Here is an 18,419-nt window from a genome sequence, read left to right on the forward strand (position 1 = left end):
GAGGCGGCTCCTGTATCACCCCTTCGGATGGCCCTCCACCAGCCGTTCAGCCCTTGGTCAACCGCTCGTCCGCGGTCCGGGCGGGGACGCGGGCGCGAAGGAGCTCAGGCGAGGCCGGCCAGCGACGCGGCCTCGGACAGCACGGCGCGCAACATGGCAGGCGTCAACCGGCCGGTGAAGGTGTTCTGCTGCGACACGTGGTACGAGCCGAGCACGTGCAGCGGCGTGGGCCCGTCGAGCGTGACTCGCACGCCGTGCCCGAAACGGGGCCTCGGCCTCGGCACGCTCCACCCCGCCTCGGCCAATACGGGCAGCAACGCCTGCCAGCCGAACGCGCCGAGCACGACGACCGCTTTCAGCGTGGGCCGCAGCAACGCGAGCTCGTCGGCGAGCCAGTGCCTGCACGTGTCCCGCTCGGCGGGCGTCGGCTTGTTGGCGGGCGGCGCGCAGTGCACGGGTGCCGTGATGCGCGTGCCCCGCAGCGTGAGCCCGTCGTCACGGTGGGTCGATGTGGGTTGTGAGGCCAACCCCACGTCGTAAAGCGCCTGGAACAACACATCACCCGAGCGGTCGCCGGTGAACATGCGGCCCGTCCTGTTCCCGCCGTGCGCGGCGGGTGCGAGCCCCACGATCACGAGCGACGCGTCGTCCGGGCCGAAACCGGGCACCGGCCGACCCCAGTAGGTCTGATCCGCGTATGCGGCCCGTTTCGTTCGCGCCACCCGCTCCCGCCACTCCACCAGACGAGGGCAGGCGCGGCATTCGCTGACGGCGGCGTCCAACTGGGCCAACGATTCCCACGACGTACTCACTCAACCAGTGTGCCGTGACATAGGTTGGTCGTATGCCAGAGAAGAACACGGAGGCCACCGAGCAGACCGACTCCGCCGAGGGCGCCGACCTCGCCGAGAGCAAGGACGCCCAGGCACCCACCGAACCGCGAGACGACGTCGTGACCACCCGGCACACGCTGTCACTCGGCGATCGCGAACTCGTCTACACGGCGCGCACAGGCCGCATCGTGCTGCGCAAGGAAGTACTCAAGGACGGCGCCTTCGACGGGCACAAACCCAAGGCAGAGGTGTTCCTCACCTCGTACACCCTCGACGACGCCGACCCGAGCTCGCGGCCGGTGACGTTCGCGTTCAACGGCGGTCCGGGAGCGTCCAGCATCTGGCTGCACATGGGGCTGCTGGGGCCGCGCCGGGCGGTGTCGGGTGACGTCGACAACCCCGAACCGCCGCCGTACCGCCTGGTGGACAACGCGGAGACATTACTGGCCCACAGCGACCTCGTCTTCATCGACCCGGTGTCCACCGGCTACTCACGCGCCGTGGAAGGCGAAAAACCCAAGGATTACCACGGGTTCACGCCCGACGTGGAGACCGTCGGCGAGCTGATTCGGCTCTGGACGTCTCGTCACGAGCGGTGGTTGTCGCCGAAGTTCCTGGCGGGCGAGTCGTACGGCACGGTGCGTGCCTCCGCTCTCGCCGCGCACCTGCAGGACCGTCATGGTCTGTACCTCAACGGACTGCTGTTGATCTCGTCGGTGCTCGACCTGGGCACGGTGTTCTTCACCGAGGGCAACGACCTGCCGTACTCGCTGTACGTGCCGACGTACGCGGCCATCGCGCACTACCACGGAAAGCACGGCGACCGTCCACTTGAGGAAGTCGTGGCCGAGGCCGAGGAGTTCGCCTCGCGCGACCTGCCGTGGGCGCTGCAGCGCGGCGCCCGGTTGTCGGCGGAGGAACGCGCCGACGTCGTGGCGAAACTGGCGCGCCTCACCGGACTCTCCGAGTCCTATGTGGACCTTGTGAATCTGCGTATCGAGCACGTTCGGTTCTTCACCGAGCTCCTGCGCGACAAGGGCCTGACCACGGGCCGTATGGACGGCCGGTTCACCACATGGGAGCCGGACGGCGGGCGTGAGCACATGAGCGACGACGCCTCGATCTCCCGCATCATCGGCGCCTACTCGGCGGCGTTCAACCACTACGTGCGCAGTGAACTCGGTTACGCCAACGACCTGCCGTACGAGATCCTGTCGCTCGACGTCAACCGCGAATGGTCCTATTCGGACTTCGAGGGTCGGTCGGTGTCCGTGGTGAAGGACCTCAGCGCCGCGATGCGCGCCAACCCTCACCTGAAGGTGCACGTCGCCTGCGGCTACTACGACGGCGCCACACCGCACTTCGCAGCCGAGCACGTCCTCGCCCAACTGCAGATCCCGGACGAGCTGCGGGCGAACATCGAAACGGCCTACTACCCGGCCGGCCACATGATGTACGTCCACGAGCCGTCGCGCGTGCAGCAGTCACGCGATCTGGCGGAGTTCGTCGCGCGCAGCTCCAACCGCTGATCGCCCGTGTCCGCCCTCTGGATCCCCGGAGGGCGGACACGACGCGTCGGTCCGGTGTCGTGGCTCAGGCCAGCGACAGGGCGATGCCGTCGAGGATGTCGCGTTCGCTCACCACCAGCGGATCGGCGGGGCCGCCCCGCTGGGCGATCTGCTCGGCCAGCACGCGCACGATCAGTGCTCCCCCGCCGATGACGTCCACCCGCCCGGGGTGCATCACGGGGTTCGCGGCACGCGTGGCGCGGTCGGCGGCGAGCAGGTCACCGACGACCGTGTCCAGGTCGCCGCGGGAAAGCGTGGACAGGTGGATGCGCTCGGAGTCGTATTCGGGCAAGTTATGCGCGATTGCCGACAGGGTGGTGACCGTGCCCGCGAGACCGATCCACCGGCCGGCCTTCGACACGTCCACCGCCTCGAACGCGGGTTCCAGTGTGCGCACCGCGACCTGTTCGGCCTCGGCGAGCTCGTCGGCCGTGGGCGGATCCGATCGCAGGACGCGTTCGGTGAGGCGAACACACCCGATGTCCACCGAGTGCGAGGCCCACACGTCGGCTTCCCGGCCGTCCCAGGCGCCGAGCACGAGTTCGGTCGAGCCACCGCCGACGTCGACCACCAGAAACGGCCCGTCGTCGGGGTCTTGCTCACCGACCGCCCCGGAAAACGACAGCCTCGCTTCCTCCTCGCCCGTGATGACCTCGGCTTCCGTGCCGAGCAGTTCGCGTGTCATCGTGAAGAACTCGTCACGGTTGCTGGCATCACGTGTGGCCGACGTCGCCACCATGCGGAGCCGCTCCACGCCCTTGCGTCGGGCCGCGATCGCATACGCCTTCAAGGCCTCGCGCGTGCGCTCCAACGCCTCCGGCGCCAGCTTCCCGGTCGCGTCGACTCCTTGACCGAGCCGCACGATACGCATCTCGCGGTGCAGGTCCCGCAGGTCGACGCTCCCGTCGTGCCGGTGCGTGAGCTCCGCGACGAGCAGGCGGATGGAGTTGGTTCCGCAGTCGATGGCAGCTACCCGTGACATGCCGCCAACCCTAATCCTCGTCGGGGTCCGGTTCCCGCGTGGCCGAGGTACTCGACGTGGTGGTTCCCGATGTTGTGGTCTCGGTCGTGGTGCCGCCGGAGGTGGTGCCGGTCGTAGCAGTGCCCGAGGTGGTGGGCGAGGTGGTTGCCGAAGTGGCACCCGGCGTGGTGGTGTCCGGCTGTTCGTCGCCCGTTTCGTCGTCCGACTCGTCGTCGCACGGCGGTTCGGTCGGTTCGGCGGGATCATCCGACTCGCCCGGTTCGGTGGGCTCGTCCGTCGACGTTTCGTCGCCCGAGGATTCCTCCTCAGACTGTTCGTCCGTCGGTTCCGGGGACGAGGGGTCGTCCTCGGGCTCACACTCCCCCGGATCAGTCGGATCTTCACCGTCCGGCGGCGGGTCCTCGCCATCGCTCGGCGGCGGGTCCTCACCATCGGCGGGAGGTGGATCCTCACCATCCGACGGCGGCGGGTCCTCGCCGTCCGGTGGCGGTGGGTCCTCGGGAGACGGGTCGCTCGGTTCGTCCGGCTCGTCCGGCGTGGTGGGCACGGGCGAAGGAGCCTCGGACGGCGGGAGCGGCTCCGACGTCTCCTCGTGGTCCGGTTCGTTCGGCGCGTGCGCCAACACGGCCGTGGGAACGTCACTGTCGGGCAGTGTCGACACCCCACTGCGATACGCCTTGGCCCAGCGAATCACCGTGTTCACATACGACCACGAGTTGTTGTAGCGGTAGACGGCCGCGCGCAACTGCTCGGGATCGGACAGATCCACCCCGCCGGAGCACAGGTACCTACCGGCGGCGAGCGTGGCGTCGTAGAGGTTGTCGGGATCGGCGACCCCGTCGCCGTTGCCGTCGGCGGCATAGCGCTTCCACGTGGACGGGATGAACTGCATCGGCCCGACCGCACGGTCCCACCTCGTGTCACCGTCGTAGGCACCGCCGTCGGTGTCGGCGATGGCGGCGACATCGCCCGTCCCGTCGAGCACCGGCCCGAGAATGGATTCGAGCGAGTCCCCGTCGTCGTCGACGTAGCCGCCGCGCGCATGGTTCGACTCGATACGTCCGATACTGGCGAGCAACGCCCAGTCGATGTTGCAACCCGGGTATTCGGCGGCCACTCGTTCGGCGGCGCGTTTGTAGGCGTCGAGCGCGGACGAGGGGATGCCGAGCGAGCCCGTGACCGGTTCGGTGGGCACCCACAGTTCCTCGGGCGTGGGAGTCTCGGGGAGACTGCCGTTCACCGACACCGGCGCGTGCGGTTGGCCTCCCACCAGCGGGGCGGGCGCGCTCTGTTCCTGCTCCGGGATATCGAGCCACCGCACCGTCGCGTCACTGACGGCGATCATGGGCAGTACGGCCAACGAACCACTGAGGACCGCGATCGTGGTCTTGTTCCGAAACCCGGACCGTCTGGCCGCGCCTGCTCCTCGGTCAGCACGCACGCTCGTACCCTCCCGCCAACTGAGTCCGGGCTACTCGGCACAGCCTGCCGCAAACCCTCTCGACGTTTCACCCCCTTGAGCAGGAATCAAACGTCGATTACGCCGGAAGGACTAGCGTGATTCCGCACAATCACCGAACGGCCACCCTTCTTCTCGGACCAGGCGAAGGGTTTCATCACCGAAAGGATTCACGCCCTCACCGCACGCGAGCGTGTGTGCGAGGTGGACGTGCAGACACTTGACCCGGACGGGCATGCCGCCTGCGGTGACCTGGTGGCCGAGCGGCTCGATGGCGTCCCGCTGCGCGAGATACGACTCGTGCGCCTTGCGATAGGCCTCCGCGAGGTCGGCGTCCTCGGCGAGCCGATCCGTCATCTCGCGCATGATGCCGGACGCCTCCAACCGTCCCACCATGGACGTCAGCGTCGGGCACGTCAGGTAGTAGAGAGTGGGAAACGGCGTCCCGTCCTCCAACCGAGGATTGGTCTGAACTACGGACGGATGGCCGCTGGGACAGCGCGCCGCGACCGCACGAAGCGCGCGAGGTGGCCTGCCCAACTGGCGTGCGACGATCTCGCGGTCGATGTCGGTCACCGGCTCGAACTCGATGGGACTCATCCCTTCGTCACGTCTTCCCACATCATCTCGTACCACGGCTTGGGCTCCGCGGGACGATCCTCGTCACCGGAGCCGTCGAACGCCGTGTTCTTCGGGAACTGCACCATGTACGGCGTCTCGCCCGGCATCACGTACCGCAGCCGACGCCGCGCCTCGGCCTCCACCTGCGCGGGGTCGTGCAGCTCCTCGCGACGTTGTTCCAGACGGGAGACCTCGGCTTTCAACTCCGCGAGTCGCTGTTCCTGCTCGGCCACGTCCGCGCGTTGAGAAAGGTAGGTCCGCAGGGGAACGGCGATCGTGAACGCCAGCGCGCACACCACGATCGCGACCAGCGCCGCTCGTCGGGTGGTGGACAGTCCGAGCGCTTTGGCGGCGTCGGCGACCCGACCCGCCCCGAGCCGACGCAGCCGCGCGACCCGACGTTCCCGTCGCGCGCGGCGTGGGCGGCGGAGGACCGAGCTGGGCGCCTCGCCCGCCTTGCCTCCGCCGCGCCTGGTCCGGGACCTACCCCGCTCGGCCACGCTGTGCTCAGCCCTCCGGGTTGAACCTCGGGAAAGCGAGGTCACCCGCGTACCGTGCGGCGTCGGCCAGCGCCTCCTCGATCCGCAGCAGCTGGTTGTACTTCGCGACCCGTTCGCTGCGGGCCGGGGCACCCGTCTTGATCTGGCCGACACCGGTGGCTACGGCGAGATCGGCGATGGTGGTGTCCTCGGTCTCGCCCGAACGGTGGCTCATCATCGATTTGTAGCCGCACGAGGTCGCCAACGTCACGGCGTCCAGGGTCTCGGACAGCGTGCCGATCTGGTTGACCTTCACCAGCAGCGCGTTGGCGGCGCCGCGGGAGATGCCTTCCTCCAGCCGGTCGGGGTTGGTGACGAACAGGTCGTCACCGACCAGCTGCACCCGCTGACCGATCTGCGAGGTCAACCGCACCCAGCCGTCCCAGTCGTCCTCGGACAGCGGGTCCTCGAGCGACACCAGCGGGTAGGAGTCGAGCAGCTCGGTGTAGTACTCGGACATCTGCTCGGCGGTGCGCTTGTTGCCCTCAAAGGAGTAGGCGCCGTCGGAGAAGAACTCGGTGGCCGCCACATCGAGCGCCAGCGCGATGTCCTGGCCCGGCCGGTACCCGGCCTTCTCGATGGCCGTGACGATCAAATCGAGTGCTTCGCGGTTGTTGGGCAGGTTCGGCGCGAATCCGCCCTCGTCACCGAGGCCGGTGGCCAACCCCTTGCTCTTGAGCACCGACTTCAACGCGTGGTAGGTCTCCGTGCCCCAGCGCAGCGCTTCGCGGAACGACTCGGCGCCGATCGGGGCGATCATGAACTCCTGGATGTCCACATCGGTGTCGGCGTGCGCGCCACCGTTCAGGATGTTCATCATCGGCACCGGCAGCACGTGCGCGTTCGGCCCACCGAGGTAACGGAACAGCTCCAGTTCGGCGGAGTCGGCCGCCGCCTTCGCCACGGCGAGTGACACACCGAGGATCGCGTTGGCACCGAACCTGCTCTTGTCGGGCGTGCCGTCGAGGTCCAACAGCCTCTGGTCGACGACGCGCTGCTCGACGGCCTCCACACCGGCCAGGCCGGGGCCGATCTCGTCGCACACGGCGGCGACCGCGCGCTCGACACCCTTGCCGTTGTACCGCTTGGTGTCGCCGTCCCGAAGCTCCACGGCCTCGTGCTCACCCGTCGACGCGCCAGAGGGCACCGCCGCCCTCGCCAACGTGCCGTCATCGAGAGCAACCTCGACCTCGACCGTGGGGTTGCCTCGCGAGTCCAGGATCTCGCGCGCGCCTACCTGCTCGATAACCGCCACACTCAGCTCCTCATCCGGTTGTGCCACTTACATGGCCTGTCGCGGACACAACGCGCTGGGTCAGCGCGCCGACGGCATCAGCCTAACCGCAGACGACGTCACTCCCACGTCAGGCCGACGCGGCGAGTGACGGCGAATGCGCTCGCGTTCCTCACCCGAAACACCCGGCACTACTTCTGCGTCTTCTGTGTCTCGACATTCTGGGGCTCGGGCTCGACGTCGTCGGGGCGGATCTCCTGCCACCCCACGGGCAGGTCCACCACGTCGGAGACGTGCTGCCAGAACGTCCAACTGTTGCCGCCGACGTCCTGCACCGTGAACAGCCGCGCGCCGTAGGGTTGGTCCTGCGGCGTGGTGAGCTCCACCGACTCACCGACCGCTGCGCGGACCCGCTCGTACTGGGCGTCGACGTCGTCGACGTACACCACGTTGAGCTGGCCGACGGGTCCGCCGACACCCTTGGCCTCCCAATAGATCGAGTCGACGGCGGTCACCTGGATTTCCGCTTCGCCCGCCAGCAGCGTCGCCTGGAAAACCTCGCCCGCGGCGTCGACGTAACGCACCTTCTCTCGGAAGCCGAACACCCTCGTCAGCCACTCCACGGCCTCGGTGGCGTCGGTGTAGTACAGATACGGCGCGAGGCCGAGATACCTCGGGACTTCGTCGCTCATGACGTGCAAGTCCATCACATCAACCACAACCGGCACTCACTCACCCCGCCGATACCGGCCGCGATTACCGTTTCGCGGCCTCGGATCGCCGGGGGTGTCAAGCACTCGGGCACACCGTGTTCGCCGTGTTCACCGTCGGACGAACCGGGCGTGCGATCGGCTCGGCGCCGGCGCGGCGGACGACTCCTCACCGACGGCATTCAGTCGGTTATCGACGGTTTCGGCGACTTTCGACGGCCGTCGCCCTCGTCCTCGACTCTAGCCGAACCGAACGGGGAACCTCCCCGAACAGCACCGACGGCACCGACGCCATCGCGGGCCAAGCCGCTCGGGCCGCGCTCGGGATGCGGATGCGTACGACACGGAGGTTCGCCGAACACTCCCGCCACTTCCGTCACTTCGGCCACGTTCCACGCGGCCTTACCGACTCTGCCGAACTCACTCACCGACATATGTCTTTCATTCGGTGGAATCCACGCGGTGAAAGTGGCGCGCGTATATCGATTGGCCACCCTTGGTGCGGAAAAAAACAAACCCGAGGCGACTTATTTCGAAAAGGCACCGGAGTCGTTCAGCAGGTCGGCAGACCCGACGGCAACGGGTACCGTCGATAAATGATGGTTGACGAGTCACTTTCACCCCGACCGTCCGGACACACCTCCGGGCAGGGGCGGCTTGCGGCCTTCCGCAAAGCCGAGGAACTGGTGCGTCGACGACCACTCGACGCGCTCACGTTGCTCCGGCCGCTACTCGACTCCGACCCGGACAAGCCGAGCGTTCAGCTGCTCGCGGGGCGCGCGTACTTCCACTCGGCCCAGCTGAACCGCGCCGAACGTGCGTTCACCAAGGTCGTGGAACTCGACCCGTCCGATCATTACGCACGGTTCGTGCTCGGCAGGACGCTGCAACGGCTCGGCCGCCTGATCGAAGCACGGGCCCAGCTCCGCATGGCCACCGCGATGAACCCGGTGCCCGAATACCAGGACGCGCTCGGCCAGGTCACGGCCCGGGTGGCGTTGAACCGCGACGACTGACCGCGATCCGATAGTTCTCGACGCGGTATCAGTCCCGCGGCCAGAAACGACGCCAGCCGTCGGCGTCGAGTGTCGCCGGGTCGACTCCGTGGTCGCGAGCGGCGCGCTCGGCGGCGCGCACCTTCCTCGCGAATTCCTTCGCCGTCGTGCGCAACGCTCCCTCCGGGTCGACACCGGCCCGCCGGGCCGCGGCGGCGACGCGGAACAACTTCGCCCCCTCGTCGGATCCGGACGGAAACAGATCGAACGGCACACCACGACGCCCGGTGCGCTGCCCCAACTTGCCGGCGAGCGCCACCGCGGGTTGGCCCAGCGGAACACCGTCGACGATCGACTCGCGCTGCTTCTCGGCCTGCTTCAACTGTTCCCACCGCTGCTGCTGGTGCTCCGCCGTGTGCACGGTCTCGGCGTCGGCGAACACGTGCGGGTGCCGGTTCACGAGCTTGGTGACCAACTCGTCGGCGACCACGTCGATGTCGAAGGGGTCCGTGTCGTGCTCGGCGGCCACCCGCGCGTGGAACAACACCTGAAGCAGTACGTCACCGAGCTCCTCCCGCATCGCGGGCCGATCGCCCTCCTCGACGGCGTCGAGCAGCTCGTAGGTTTCCTCCACGAGGTATTGCAGCAACGACTCGTGGGTCTGCGCGGCGTCCCAGGGACACCCACCCGGCGACCGCAGCCGGTCCATCACCTCGACGGACCGCATGAGCGGCGGCACGGGAGTGTCGAGCACCGCCGCGCCGCGCTGCACGAGCGCCACCGCGCCGGGATCGTCCTCGCGGGTGGTCACGAGCACCACCCGCGAGGCGCGGAGAAGTTCGTCCGGGTGCGGTGCGTCCTTGGCTTCGAGCGCGGCCCTGGTCGCCTCGGGCAGTTCGGGAGTCGCGTAGACGGCTTCGGCCACCCTGAGCGCGGGCCACGCCGCAACGGGCAGTACTTCCGGCAGCGCCGATGACACCAGCACCACCGTGGCTGACACAGCCGGAAACGACGTCATGGCTGCACGGTACGTGACTCCCACTGGTACCCGGTCACCTCGTCATCGCTGGGGGCCGGGGCCAGTCCCGTATCGTCCCACACCCCGTAGCGGGGGTTGATCTGCACCCCGAGTTCGTCGGCGATCGGCTGCAACTGCCGCAGCCCGGCCCAGTAGAGCAGCCTGGGGTCGATCGGCTGGGCCTCCGCCTGATCATCGGCCTCCGGCCGCACCGTGCGGTCCTTGATGAGCGCGACCAGCCAGCCCACCTGCTGCTGGCTGGGCTGGATGACCACCACGGACCCCTCCTCGGCGCCGAAGACGGCACTGATCGCCAGTTCCGGGTCCTGGACCAACGCGTCGGCGAGGGTCACGGTCTGGTCGACCACCCGGTGACCCGAATCACGCAGAATGGCCTCGGCGTTCGCGGGATCGGCCGCGATACGTCGCCCGAGGTCACGAGCGACCTCGGAGTCTGTGGCCTGGACGTCGGACTGGGTGACCATCGCGCCGACGAAGTGCACCGACAACCGGTTCTGATAGTGCTGTCCGAGCTGTTCGAGCAACAGCTGGTCGCGGGCCACATCGCGGACCCGGGACGGCTCGACGGCGATGTTCCGGGCCGCCTCGTCCAGGCCCCCGCTCGCCTCGATCAACTCGTTGACCTGGGTCTCGTCGACACTCAGATTCTCGCGTTCCTCGGCGACCGCGAGCAGTTCGTGCACAACCCTGCTGCGCACGATCTCGCTGCTGACCTGGTCGATCCTGCCCTGTTGCTGAGCCTGCTGTGCCTGCGGCGCGTGGTCCAACAGCCACTTGATCTCGGCTTGGACGTCATCGAGTCGGACGACGTGGTCGCCGATGATGGCGGCGGATTGCACTTGGCTCGGCGCGGAACCGCAGGAAGCGAGCAGCAGCGCGGTCACCGCGGTCAGGATGAGACCGAACGAACGACGGAACGGGTGGCGACGGATGGTCCGAATCACAGCGCGTACTTTCTCACACACCCCACACCGTCCCGCAAGACCATGTAGTCGTGTCCGCAGGTTGCGTAGCCGTGTCCGCAGGCTGTGTAGTCGTGTCCGCAGCTCACGCGCTGACGGCGGAGGGCTCCCGCGTCAACGACCGGATGAGTGTGGTGCACCACTCCAGCAACGGCTCGTCCCGCAACACGGGCGCGCCGATGCGACCGCCCGCGGGCCCCTCGGTCGGACGAGGAACGGAGACCGTGCTGGTCACCGCCTTGAACACCGCCCTCGGGTACAGCCGCTTCAGCCGCACCAGCTGCGAATCGACCAACTTCAGCGGCGCGAAGCGGATGTTGTTGCCCTGCAACGCCACCTCGGTGACCCCCGCCTCGCGGCACACCTGCCGGAACGCGGCCACCGCGAGGAGTCGTTCGACCGGCGCGGGCAGCTTCCCGTAGCGGTCCACCAGCTCTTCCCGCACCGCGTCCAGCCCGTCGGTGTCGGGTGCCGCCGCGATCTTGCGGTACGCCTCCAGCCGTAGCCGCTCGCCCGGCACGTAGTCGTGCGGGATGTGCGCGTCCACGGGCAGGTCTACCCGCACCTCGGTGGGAGTGGACCCCTCCTCCACCTCGCCGGCGCCGGCGTGCTTGCGGAACGCCTCCACGGCTTCCCCGACGAGCCGCACATACAGATCGAAGCCGACGCCCGCGATGTGACCGGACTGCTCGGCGCCGAGGATGTTGCCCGCTCCTCGGATCTCCAGGTCCTTCATCGCCACGGCCATACCCGCGCCCAGTTCCGTGTTCTGGGCGATGGTGGCGAGCCGGTCGTGCGCGGTCTCGGTCAGCGGTTTGTCCGGCGGGTACAGGAAGTACGCGTAGCCACGCTCGCGGCCTCGGCCGACCCGACCCCGAAGCTGGTGCAGCTGCGCCAGCCCCAGCAGGTCGCCGCGCTCCACGATCAGCGTGTTGGCGTTCGAGATGTCGAGTCCCGTCTCGACGATCGTGGTGCACACCAGCACGTCGTACTCGCGTTCCCAGAAACCCTGGATGATCTGTTCGAGTCGGTGCTCGTTCATCTGGCCGTGCGCGGTGACCACCCGCGCCTCGGGCACCAGCTCCCGCAGCCGCCGCGCCGCCTTCTCGATCGACGACACCCGGTTGTGGACGTAGAACACCTGGCCGTCGCGCAGCAACTCCCGTCGGATGGCCGCCGCGACCTGCTTGTCGTCGTACGCGCCGACGTAGGTGAGCATCGGGTGCCGATCCTCCGGTGGCGTGAGGATGGTGGACATCTCCCTGATGCCCGCCATGCTCATCTCCAACGTCCTCGGGATCGGGGTCGCCGACATCGTGAGCACGTCCACGTGGGTGCGCAGCGCCTTGATGTGCTCCTTGTGCTCGACGCCGAACCGCTGTTCCTCGTCGACGATCACTAGGCCCAGGTCCTTGTACCGCACGTTCGACTGCAGCAGCCGGTGGGTGCCGATGACGATGTCCACCTCGCCGTCGGCCAGGCCGTTGGTCACCTGCTCGGCCTCGTGCGGATCGGTGAACCGCGACAGTCCCTTGATCGTGACCGGGAAGGAGCGCATGCGCTCGGAGAACGTCGCCAGGTGCTGCTGCGCCAGAATCGTGGTGGGCACCAGCACCGCGACCTGCTTGCCGTCCTGCACGGCCTTGAACGCCGCCCGCACGGCGATCTCGGTCTTGCCGTAGCCGACGTCCCCGCAGATCACCCTGTCCATCGGCACATTGCGCTCCATGTCGCGCTTGACCTCGTCGATGGCGGCGAGCTGGTCGGCGGTCTCGGTGAACGGGAACGCGTCCTCCAGTTCGCGCTGCCACGGCGTGTCCGGCCCGAACGCGTGCCCCGGCGAGGACTGGCGCGCCGCGTAGAGCTGCACGAGCTCGGCGGCGATCTCCTTGACGGCCTTGCGGGCCTTGGCCTTGGTCTTCTTCCAGTCCGAGCCGCCCATCTTGTTGAGCGTGGGCGTTTCCCCACCGACGTAGCGCGACACCTCGTCGAGCTGGTCGGTCGGCACGAACAGCCGGTCGCCGGGATGGCCGCGTTTCGACGGCGCGTACTCGATAACCAGGTACTCGCGCGTGGCGCCGCCGACCGTACGCCGCACCATCTCGACGAACCGGCCGATGCCGTGCTGGTCGTGCACCACGTAGTCGCCGGACTTCAGCGCGAGCGGGTCGACGGCGTTGCGGCGCCGCGACGGCATCTTGGTGTTTAGGTCCGCGCTCGACCGGCCCGCCGTGGCGCCGCGCCCGGTGATGTCGGCCTCGCTGAGCACGACCAGTGCGCTGCCGGGCGCCACGAAGCCGTCCGAGATGCCTCCGCAGGTCACCGTCACGACACCGGGTTTGGGCTCGTGGGCCAGCCCGTCGGTGGCCAGGGTGGCCGGGACCTCCACGCCGGTCAGCTGGTCGACGGCGCGCTTCGCCGTGCCCGCCCCGGCGACCACCACCACGGCCGCCCCACCGGAGGCGGTGTGGGCGCGCAGGTCCGTGGCCACCCGTTCCAGTTCACCCCGATAGGCGGGCGCGGCCTCGACGGCGACGTGGTGAGCGCCGCTCTCGCTGGTCAGCTGGGACAGCGTCCACCAGCACCTGTTCGTCTCCGTGGTGTGGGAGCGCACCTCGTCCAGGTCGCGGTAGGCGGAGGCGCCGAGGTCGAGCGGCGCTTCGCCCCCGGCGGCGGCGCTCATCCACGACGCCTCCAGGAACTCCTGCCCCGTGCGCAGCAGGTCCGCCGCCCTGGCTCGGCTCTTCTCGGGGTCGGTGAGCACCACGTGGGTGCCCTCCGGCATGGCGTCGGTGAGCAGCTGCAGCTCACCTTCGCAGAGCACGGGGATGAGTGCCTCCATGCCCTCGCACGGAACACCGTCGGCGAGTTTGGTGAGCATCTCCGCCAGCTGGGCGTCGTCGGCGTGGGCGCGCGCCAGCTCCGCCGCCCGTTCCTTGACGTCGGGGGTGAGAAGTATTTCCCGGCACGGGGGCGCGATCAGCTCGGTCACCTCACCGGGCAGCGACCGCTGATCGGACACGGAGAACGCGCGGATCTCGCTGACCTCGTCGCCCCAGAACTCGACCCGGTGTGGTTGCTCGGCGGTGGGGCCGAAAATGTCCAGGATGCCGCCACGCACGGCGAACTCACCGCGTTTCTCCACCATGTCGACCCGGGTGTAGGCCAGTTCGACGAGCTGGTCGAGCACGCCGTCGAAGTCGCTTTCCCGCCCCACCTCGAGTTCGACGGGACGCAGCTTGCCGAGGTCGGGCGCCATGGGCTGGATCAGGCTGCGCACGGTGGCCACCACGACCCGCAGTCCGCCGTACCCGGGCTGCGCCAGCCTGCGCAGCACCTCCAGCCGCTTGCCAACCGTGTCTGCCCTGGGCGACAACCGCTCGTGCGGCAAGGTCTCCCACGACGGGAAGTCGGCGACCAGGTCCGTGCCGAGCAGGCTGCGTAGCGCGGCGGTCAGCTCCTCGGCCTGCCTGCCGGTGGGGGTGACGGCCAGGACGGGACGGCCCGCGCCTTGATCGGCGGCGAGAGCCGCGACGACGAGCTGATGGGTGGCGGTGGCCCCGTCCAGATCCAACAGCGGAGCACCCGCGCGCTCCACCACTGCACGCAGCGCGGGATCGGACAGCAGCGTGGACAGCAAGCCGGACAGGGCCCCGGACGAACCGTTCGGTGAATCGGTCACGGACGTGTTCTTCCCCTCGACACGAGACACACCCCTGCCCGAGGCGATGAGGGCAAAAGGGCTTTCGGCCTCCCAGGGTACGTGTCGTCTCGAGCGGCGATCGAGAGTGCACCGGCGCACACTGGGGTCATGCGTGTGCCAGCACTCGGGATCGTCTGCCTCGCCTTACTCACGGTCCTCACGGCGTGTGGCGTGGATCCCGAGGGCAACGCCTCGAACACCCCGACCACCACCCGGTCGACGTCGGACGGGGTGACGATGCGGGTGGAACGCGTCGCCGACGGGCTGACACATCCGTGGGACGTCGGGGTCCTGCCCGACGGCGCGCTACTGGTGACCGAACGTCCCGGGCGGCTCACGCTCGTCGACGACGGCGAGGTGCACGGGGTCGAAGCCGACACCTCGTCCGTGCACGCCCGGGGAGAGGGCGGGTTGATGGGGCTGGTCGTCCATCCGGATTTCGCGTCCTCGCGCCTGTTCACGACATGTCAGACACACCGGCACGACGGCCGCGCTGTGGACGTGCGGCTGGTGACGTGGCGCCTGTCGGAGGATCGCCGCAACGCGACCCACGTGCGCGACCTGCTCACCGGACTGCCGGTCGCCGACAACGGGCGGCACTCCGGTTGCCGGCCCACACTCGCCGCCGACGGCAGCCTGCTCGTCGGCACCGGCGACACCGCGAGCGACCCCACCATCCCTCAGGACCGCACCAGTCTCGGCGGCAAGGTTCTGCGTATCGACCTCCGCACCGGGCAGGGGCCGCCCGACAACCCGTTCGCGTCGTCGTCCGACGGGAACGAGCGCCGCGTGTACAGCTACGGCCACCGCAACATCCAGGGCGTGGCGGTCCGGCTCGGCACGGGACAGGTGTACGCCACCGAACACGGGCCCACGGGATTCGACGAGGTCAACCTCGTCCGGCCGGGCGGTAACTACGGCTGGGACCCGTCGCGCGGAGGTTCCATCGACGACTACGACGAGGACGACGTCTCGATGACCGACCTGCAGCGGTTCCCCAACGCGGTGCCGCCGCTGTGGACGTCGGGTGAGTCGTCGACGGAGGCCCCCTCGGGTGCGGCGTTCGTGTCGGGGTCGGCGTGGGGCGCGTTGAACGGCGCACTCGCCGTGGGGGCGTTGCGGGGCCAGAAGTTGCTGTTGTTCCTCCTCGACGACACCGGCGACGAGGTCACCGAGGTTGTCCTGCCCCCGGAGTTCGACGATCGGTTCGGCCGGTTGCGCGGTGTGCGGTCCGCGCCTGACGGGGCCTTGTACGTCACCACCTCGGGCGGTGAGGACGACGCCGTGTTCCGGGTGACTCCCCAGCGCCGGTAGTCCCCGTGGACGTCCGGGAACACCACGACCCGGTCCGGTCCGCGATCACGGGTCGCGGATGTCGGTCACCGGTCACTGGTTACGGCGAAGACGCAGCTTCGGTTTGTGCTCCAGGTTGGACAAACCGTTCCACGCGAGGTTGACCAGGTGCGCGGCCACCTCGTCGCGCTTGGGTTTGCGCGCGTCGAGCCACCACTGCCCGGTGAGCGCCACCATGCCGACCAGCGCCTGCGCGTAGAGCGGCGCCAACTTGTCGTCGTAGCCCCGTGAGTCGAACTCGTGCGCCAGCACATACTCCACCTGGCTGGCGATGTCGTTGAGCAGGGTGGAGAACGTGCCCGTCGAACTCGCCACCGGCGAGTCGCGCACCAGGATGCGGAACCCGTCGTGGCAGTCCTCGACGTAACTCAGCAGCGCGACGGCCGCCTGTTCCAGTAACTCACGCGGGTGCCCACCATGCAGTGTGGACACCATGCGGTCGAGCAACAACCGGGTCTCCCGGTCCACCACGACGGCGTAGATGCCTTCCTTGCCGCCGAAGTGCTCGTACACCACGGGCTTGGAGACGTTCGCCCGATTGGCGATCTCCTCGATCGAGGTGCCGTCGAATCCCTTCTCGGCGAACAACGACCGTGCCACGTCGAGCAACTGCTGTCTGCGTTCCGCCCCCGTCATACGCACACGGAGCGCCGGCGCACTCGAACGCGCCCCAGCGCCCCCGTCACGTTTCGCTCGTCGTCTCGCCGCCACTCCAGCAGCCTAGCCCGGCGCCCACCCGGCACCCCAGGCGAGACAGCCCGGGGCGGATCGGGACAGGTGACGGCCCGTGCCGAACCTACTTGCGCGCCGCCGAGAGCTTCTGCAGTCGCGTCGGGGTCGGCCACCGCACGTTGTAGGCCCAGCCCAGCTTTTCGAAGAACCAGATGACGCGAGCGGAGATGTCGATCTGGCCGCGTTTGACGCCGTGTCGAGCCGAGGTCGGGTCGGCGTGGTGCAGGTTGTGCCAGGACTCGCCGAACGAGAAGATCGCCAGCGGCCAGAAGTTGGCCGACCGGTCGCGAGCGCGGAACGGCCGCTCACCGATCATGTGGCAGATCGAGTTCACCGACCACGTCACATGGTGCAGCACGCACGCCCGCACGAGCCCGGCCCAGAAGAACGCGGTCAGCGCTCCCCACCACGACCACGTGATGAGACCGCCGAGCAAGGCGGGCAACGCGAACGTCAGCAACGTCCACAACGGAAACAGGTCGCTGACCTTGCGGATGGCCGGGTCCTTGAGCAGGTCGGGCGCGAAGCGCTCGGCGTTGCTGCGGTCACGCTCGAACAGCCAGCCCATGTGGGCGTGCCAGAAACCCTTGGCGATGGCCAGCGGCGAGGTGCCGAACAGCCACGGCGAGTGCGGGTCGCCCTCCTTGTCGGAGAACGCGTGGTGCCGCCGGTGGTCGGCGACCCACGTGATGACCGGCCCCTGCAGGGCCATGCTGCCCGCGATGGCCATCGCCACCCGCAACCACGGCTTAGCCTTGAACGAGCCGTGGGTGAAGTGCCGGTGGTACGCGACGGTGATGCCGAGCCCCGTAACGGCGTAGAAGAAGAGGAACAGTCCGACGTCGACCCAGGTCAGCCCCCAGCCCCACGCGAACGGAACGGCCGCGACTAAGGCGACCAGCGGAGCGATGACGCCGAAGTACACCGAGAACTGCACACCCGGCGTCCGCTTTCCATCGAAGATCGGTTTGGGTCCTTTTGCGGGTTTGGCCGGGGAGTCGTCGAGGGTGGCCGTCATGCATCTCACTTCTTTCCACAGGGGTGGCAAGGTCGCCCTTACCTACGTTGCCGTAACTTACGGTACAGGAGGTTTTCCCCCACTGGGAGAGACAAAACTGCCCCTGTGTGAGTACCCGATTTCACAATGGTTATCCTGACCTGGCGCGATCCGCCGTAGTGTAATTGGCAGCACTTCAGATTTTGGTTCTGACAGTCCAGGTTCGAGTCCTGGCGGCGGAGCAGAGGTGCTCCTGACATGCCAGGAGAGCCCTGAAGGGGGTGTGGGGCGGCTGCACGGCGAAGACTTCGGCGATGAGCGACAACCGGCGTTGGGGGACATGTCCGATGCCTGGGTATTGGGTCGCGCTCGCGAGTTGATCGCCACCGTGCAGCACACGGACCGCGCCGAACAGCTTCGCGTCATCAAGTCCCTCGACGAACTCCTCGAAGAGACCCGTCGTCGTGGCGAGCCGGTGCTCGTCGCCCAGTTGTTGCGTGCCTCCGGGCTCGCGCGCCTGGTCACGCGGGGCCTGTCCGACGAGGCCGAGACCCTGCTCGACGAGATGCTCACCCACACCAAACGCCACGGCCTCACGTTGTTGCGCGCCGACGCTCACGCACTGCGCGGCCGGTTCCTGGTGCTCAAACAGCAGGAGGACGCGGCCATCTCGGAGATCGCCAAAGCGCTCG

Annotated in this window: 15 protein-coding genes, 1 tRNA gene and 1 pseudogene; 5 read left to right on the forward strand and 12 right to left on the reverse strand. The window is 68.4% G+C overall.

All coding sequences use genetic code 11. From position 1 onward, the window contains the following. Window positions 1–104: 104 nt before the first annotated feature. On the reverse strand, window positions 105–812 hold the full coding sequence (locus tag M7H19_RS15735; RefSeq protein WP_298182129.1) for a uracil-DNA glycosylase: 708 nt from the start codon (window positions 810–812) through the stop codon (window positions 105–107). A 32-nt stretch (window positions 813–844) separates the two neighbouring features. On the opposite strand from M7H19_RS15735, the gene M7H19_RS15740 reads away from it, so the two are divergent. Then, window positions 845–2,362, forward strand: coding sequence for a peptidase S10 (locus M7H19_RS15740; protein ID WP_298182132.1), 1,518 nt, complete (start codon window positions 845–847; stop codon window positions 2,360–2,362). Window positions 2,363–2,426: 64 nt separating this feature from the next. Here M7H19_RS15740 and M7H19_RS15745 read toward each other — a convergent pair whose 3' ends face one another. The 6 genes from M7H19_RS15745 to M7H19_RS15770 all read right to left on the reverse strand — a co-directional run bounded on the left by M7H19_RS15745 (window position 2,427) and on the right by M7H19_RS15770 (window position 7,928). After that, window positions 2,427–3,383, reverse strand: a complete 957-nt coding sequence (locus tag M7H19_RS15745) for a Ppx/GppA phosphatase family protein (protein ID WP_298182134.1) — start codon at window positions 3,381–3,383, stop codon at window positions 2,427–2,429. Window positions 3,384–3,393: 10 nt separating this feature from the next. After that, a complete protein-coding gene (locus M7H19_RS15750; protein ID WP_298182136.1) occupies window positions 3,394–4,824 on the reverse strand; it encodes a lytic murein transglycosylase in 1,431 nt (476 codons plus the stop codon). 111 nt (window positions 4,825–4,935) lie between these two features. Continuing rightward, entirely contained in the window at window positions 4,936–5,442 is a 507-nt protein-coding gene (locus M7H19_RS15755; protein ID WP_298182138.1) for a DUF501 domain-containing protein, read from the reverse strand. Beyond that, window positions 5,439–5,963, reverse strand: coding sequence for a septum formation initiator family protein (locus tag M7H19_RS15760; RefSeq protein ID WP_298182140.1), 525 nt, complete (start codon window positions 5,961–5,963; stop codon window positions 5,439–5,441). The genes M7H19_RS15755 and M7H19_RS15760 overlap by 4 nt, the downstream gene beginning before the upstream one ends. Before the next feature lie 7 nt (window positions 5,964–5,970). Continuing rightward, window positions 5,971–7,257 carry a phosphopyruvate hydratase gene (gene eno, locus M7H19_RS15765; protein ID WP_298182141.1) on the reverse strand — a complete coding sequence of 429 codons (1,287 nt, stop codon included), beginning with the start codon at window positions 7,255–7,257 and terminating at the stop codon, window positions 5,971–5,973. A 170-nt stretch (window positions 7,258–7,427) separates the two neighbouring features. Next, window positions 7,428–7,928 (reverse strand): VOC family protein, encoded by a 501-nt coding sequence (locus M7H19_RS15770; protein WP_298182142.1) that lies wholly within the window; start codon window positions 7,926–7,928, stop codon window positions 7,428–7,430. Between the two features lie 617 nt (window positions 7,929–8,545). Here M7H19_RS15770 and M7H19_RS15775 point away from each other — a divergent pair. Continuing rightward, complete coding sequence (locus M7H19_RS15775) at window positions 8,546–8,962, forward strand: tetratricopeptide repeat protein (protein ID WP_298182157.1); 417 nt, start codon at window positions 8,546–8,548, stop codon at window positions 8,960–8,962. A 28-nt stretch (window positions 8,963–8,990) separates the two neighbouring features. Here M7H19_RS15775 and M7H19_RS15780 read toward each other — a convergent pair whose 3' ends face one another. The 3 genes from M7H19_RS15780 to mfd form a co-directional block, all read right to left on the reverse strand. After that, the gene (locus M7H19_RS15780) at window positions 8,991–9,959 is read right to left on the reverse strand and encodes a MazG family protein (RefSeq protein WP_298182144.1); all 969 of its coding nucleotides are present in this window, start codon (window positions 9,957–9,959) and stop codon (window positions 8,991–8,993) included. Then, the gene (locus tag M7H19_RS15785; RefSeq protein WP_298182146.1) at window positions 9,956–10,924 is read right to left on the reverse strand and encodes a hypothetical protein; all 969 of its coding nucleotides are present in this window, start codon (window positions 10,922–10,924) and stop codon (window positions 9,956–9,958) included. The genes M7H19_RS15780 and M7H19_RS15785 overlap by 4 nt, the downstream gene beginning before the upstream one ends. 103 nt (window positions 10,925–11,027) lie before the next feature. Further along, window positions 11,028–14,624, reverse strand: coding sequence for a transcription-repair coupling factor (gene mfd / locus M7H19_RS15790; protein ID WP_298182148.1), 3,597 nt, complete (start codon window positions 14,622–14,624; stop codon window positions 11,028–11,030). 129 nt (window positions 14,625–14,753) lie between these two features. On the opposite strand from mfd, the gene M7H19_RS15795 reads away from it, so the two are divergent. Then, window positions 14,754–15,959 carry a PQQ-dependent sugar dehydrogenase gene (locus M7H19_RS15795; protein ID WP_298182151.1) on the forward strand — a complete coding sequence of 402 codons (1,206 nt, stop codon included), beginning with the start codon at window positions 14,754–14,756 and terminating at the stop codon, window positions 15,957–15,959. A gap of 72 nt (window positions 15,960–16,031) precedes the next feature. Here the strand turns inward: M7H19_RS15795 and M7H19_RS15800 are convergent, their stop codons facing one another. Further along, window positions 16,032–16,634, reverse strand: coding sequence for a TetR/AcrR family transcriptional regulator (locus tag M7H19_RS15800; protein ID WP_298182153.1), 603 nt, complete (start codon window positions 16,632–16,634; stop codon window positions 16,032–16,034). Between the two features lie 160 nt (window positions 16,635–16,794). Continuing rightward, the gene (locus tag M7H19_RS15805) at window positions 16,795–17,748 is read right to left on the reverse strand and encodes an acyl-CoA desaturase (RefSeq protein WP_298182155.1); all 954 of its coding nucleotides are present in this window, start codon (window positions 17,746–17,748) and stop codon (window positions 16,795–16,797) included. A 149-nt stretch (window positions 17,749–17,897) separates the two neighbouring features. On the opposite strand from M7H19_RS15805, the gene M7H19_RS15810 reads away from it, so the two are divergent. Together M7H19_RS15810 and M7H19_RS15815 are read left to right on the forward strand one after the other, a co-directional pair. Beyond that, window positions 17,898–17,969 (forward strand) — tRNA-Gln (locus M7H19_RS15810). 98 nt (window positions 17,970–18,067) lie between these two features. Beyond that, window positions 18,068–18,419: pseudogene (locus M7H19_RS15815) on the forward strand (GGDEF domain-containing protein); the annotation flags it as partial.

Source organism: Saccharomonospora sp. (assembly GCF_027317685.1).
Taxonomy (GTDB): Bacteria; Actinomycetota; Actinomycetes; order Mycobacteriales; family Pseudonocardiaceae; genus Saccharomonospora.

Excerpts from the sequence above, each read along its gene's own strand:
- M7H19_RS15740 (WP_298182132.1), top strand. The coding sequence starts at position 845 with ATGCCAGAGAAGAACACGGAGGCCACCGAGCAGACCGACTCCGCCGAG.
- M7H19_RS15795 (WP_298182151.1), top strand. The coding sequence starts at position 14,754 with ATGCGTGTGCCAGCACTCGGGATCGTCTGCCTCGCCTTACTCACGGTC.
- M7H19_RS15780 (WP_298182144.1), bottom strand. The coding sequence starts at position 9,959 with ATGACGTCGTTTCCGGCTGTGTCAGCCACGGTGGTGCTGGTGTCATCG.
- M7H19_RS15775 (WP_298182157.1), top strand. The coding sequence starts at position 8,546 with ATGGTTGACGAGTCACTTTCACCCCGACCGTCCGGACACACCTCCGGG.
- M7H19_RS15800 (WP_298182153.1), bottom strand. The coding sequence starts at position 16,634 with ATGACGGGGGCGGAACGCAGACAGCAGTTGCTCGACGTGGCACGGTCG.
- M7H19_RS15770 (WP_298182142.1), bottom strand. The coding sequence starts at position 7,928 with ATGAGCGACGAAGTCCCGAGGTATCTCGGCCTCGCGCCGTATCTGTAC.
- M7H19_RS15745 (WP_298182134.1), bottom strand. The coding sequence starts at position 3,383 with ATGTCACGGGTAGCTGCCATCGACTGCGGAACCAACTCCATCCGCCTG.
- M7H19_RS15755 (WP_298182138.1), bottom strand. The coding sequence starts at position 5,442 with ATGAGTCCCATCGAGTTCGAGCCGGTGACCGACATCGACCGCGAGATC.
- M7H19_RS15805 (WP_298182155.1), bottom strand. The coding sequence starts at position 17,748 with ATGACGGCCACCCTCGACGACTCCCCGGCCAAACCCGCAAAAGGACCC.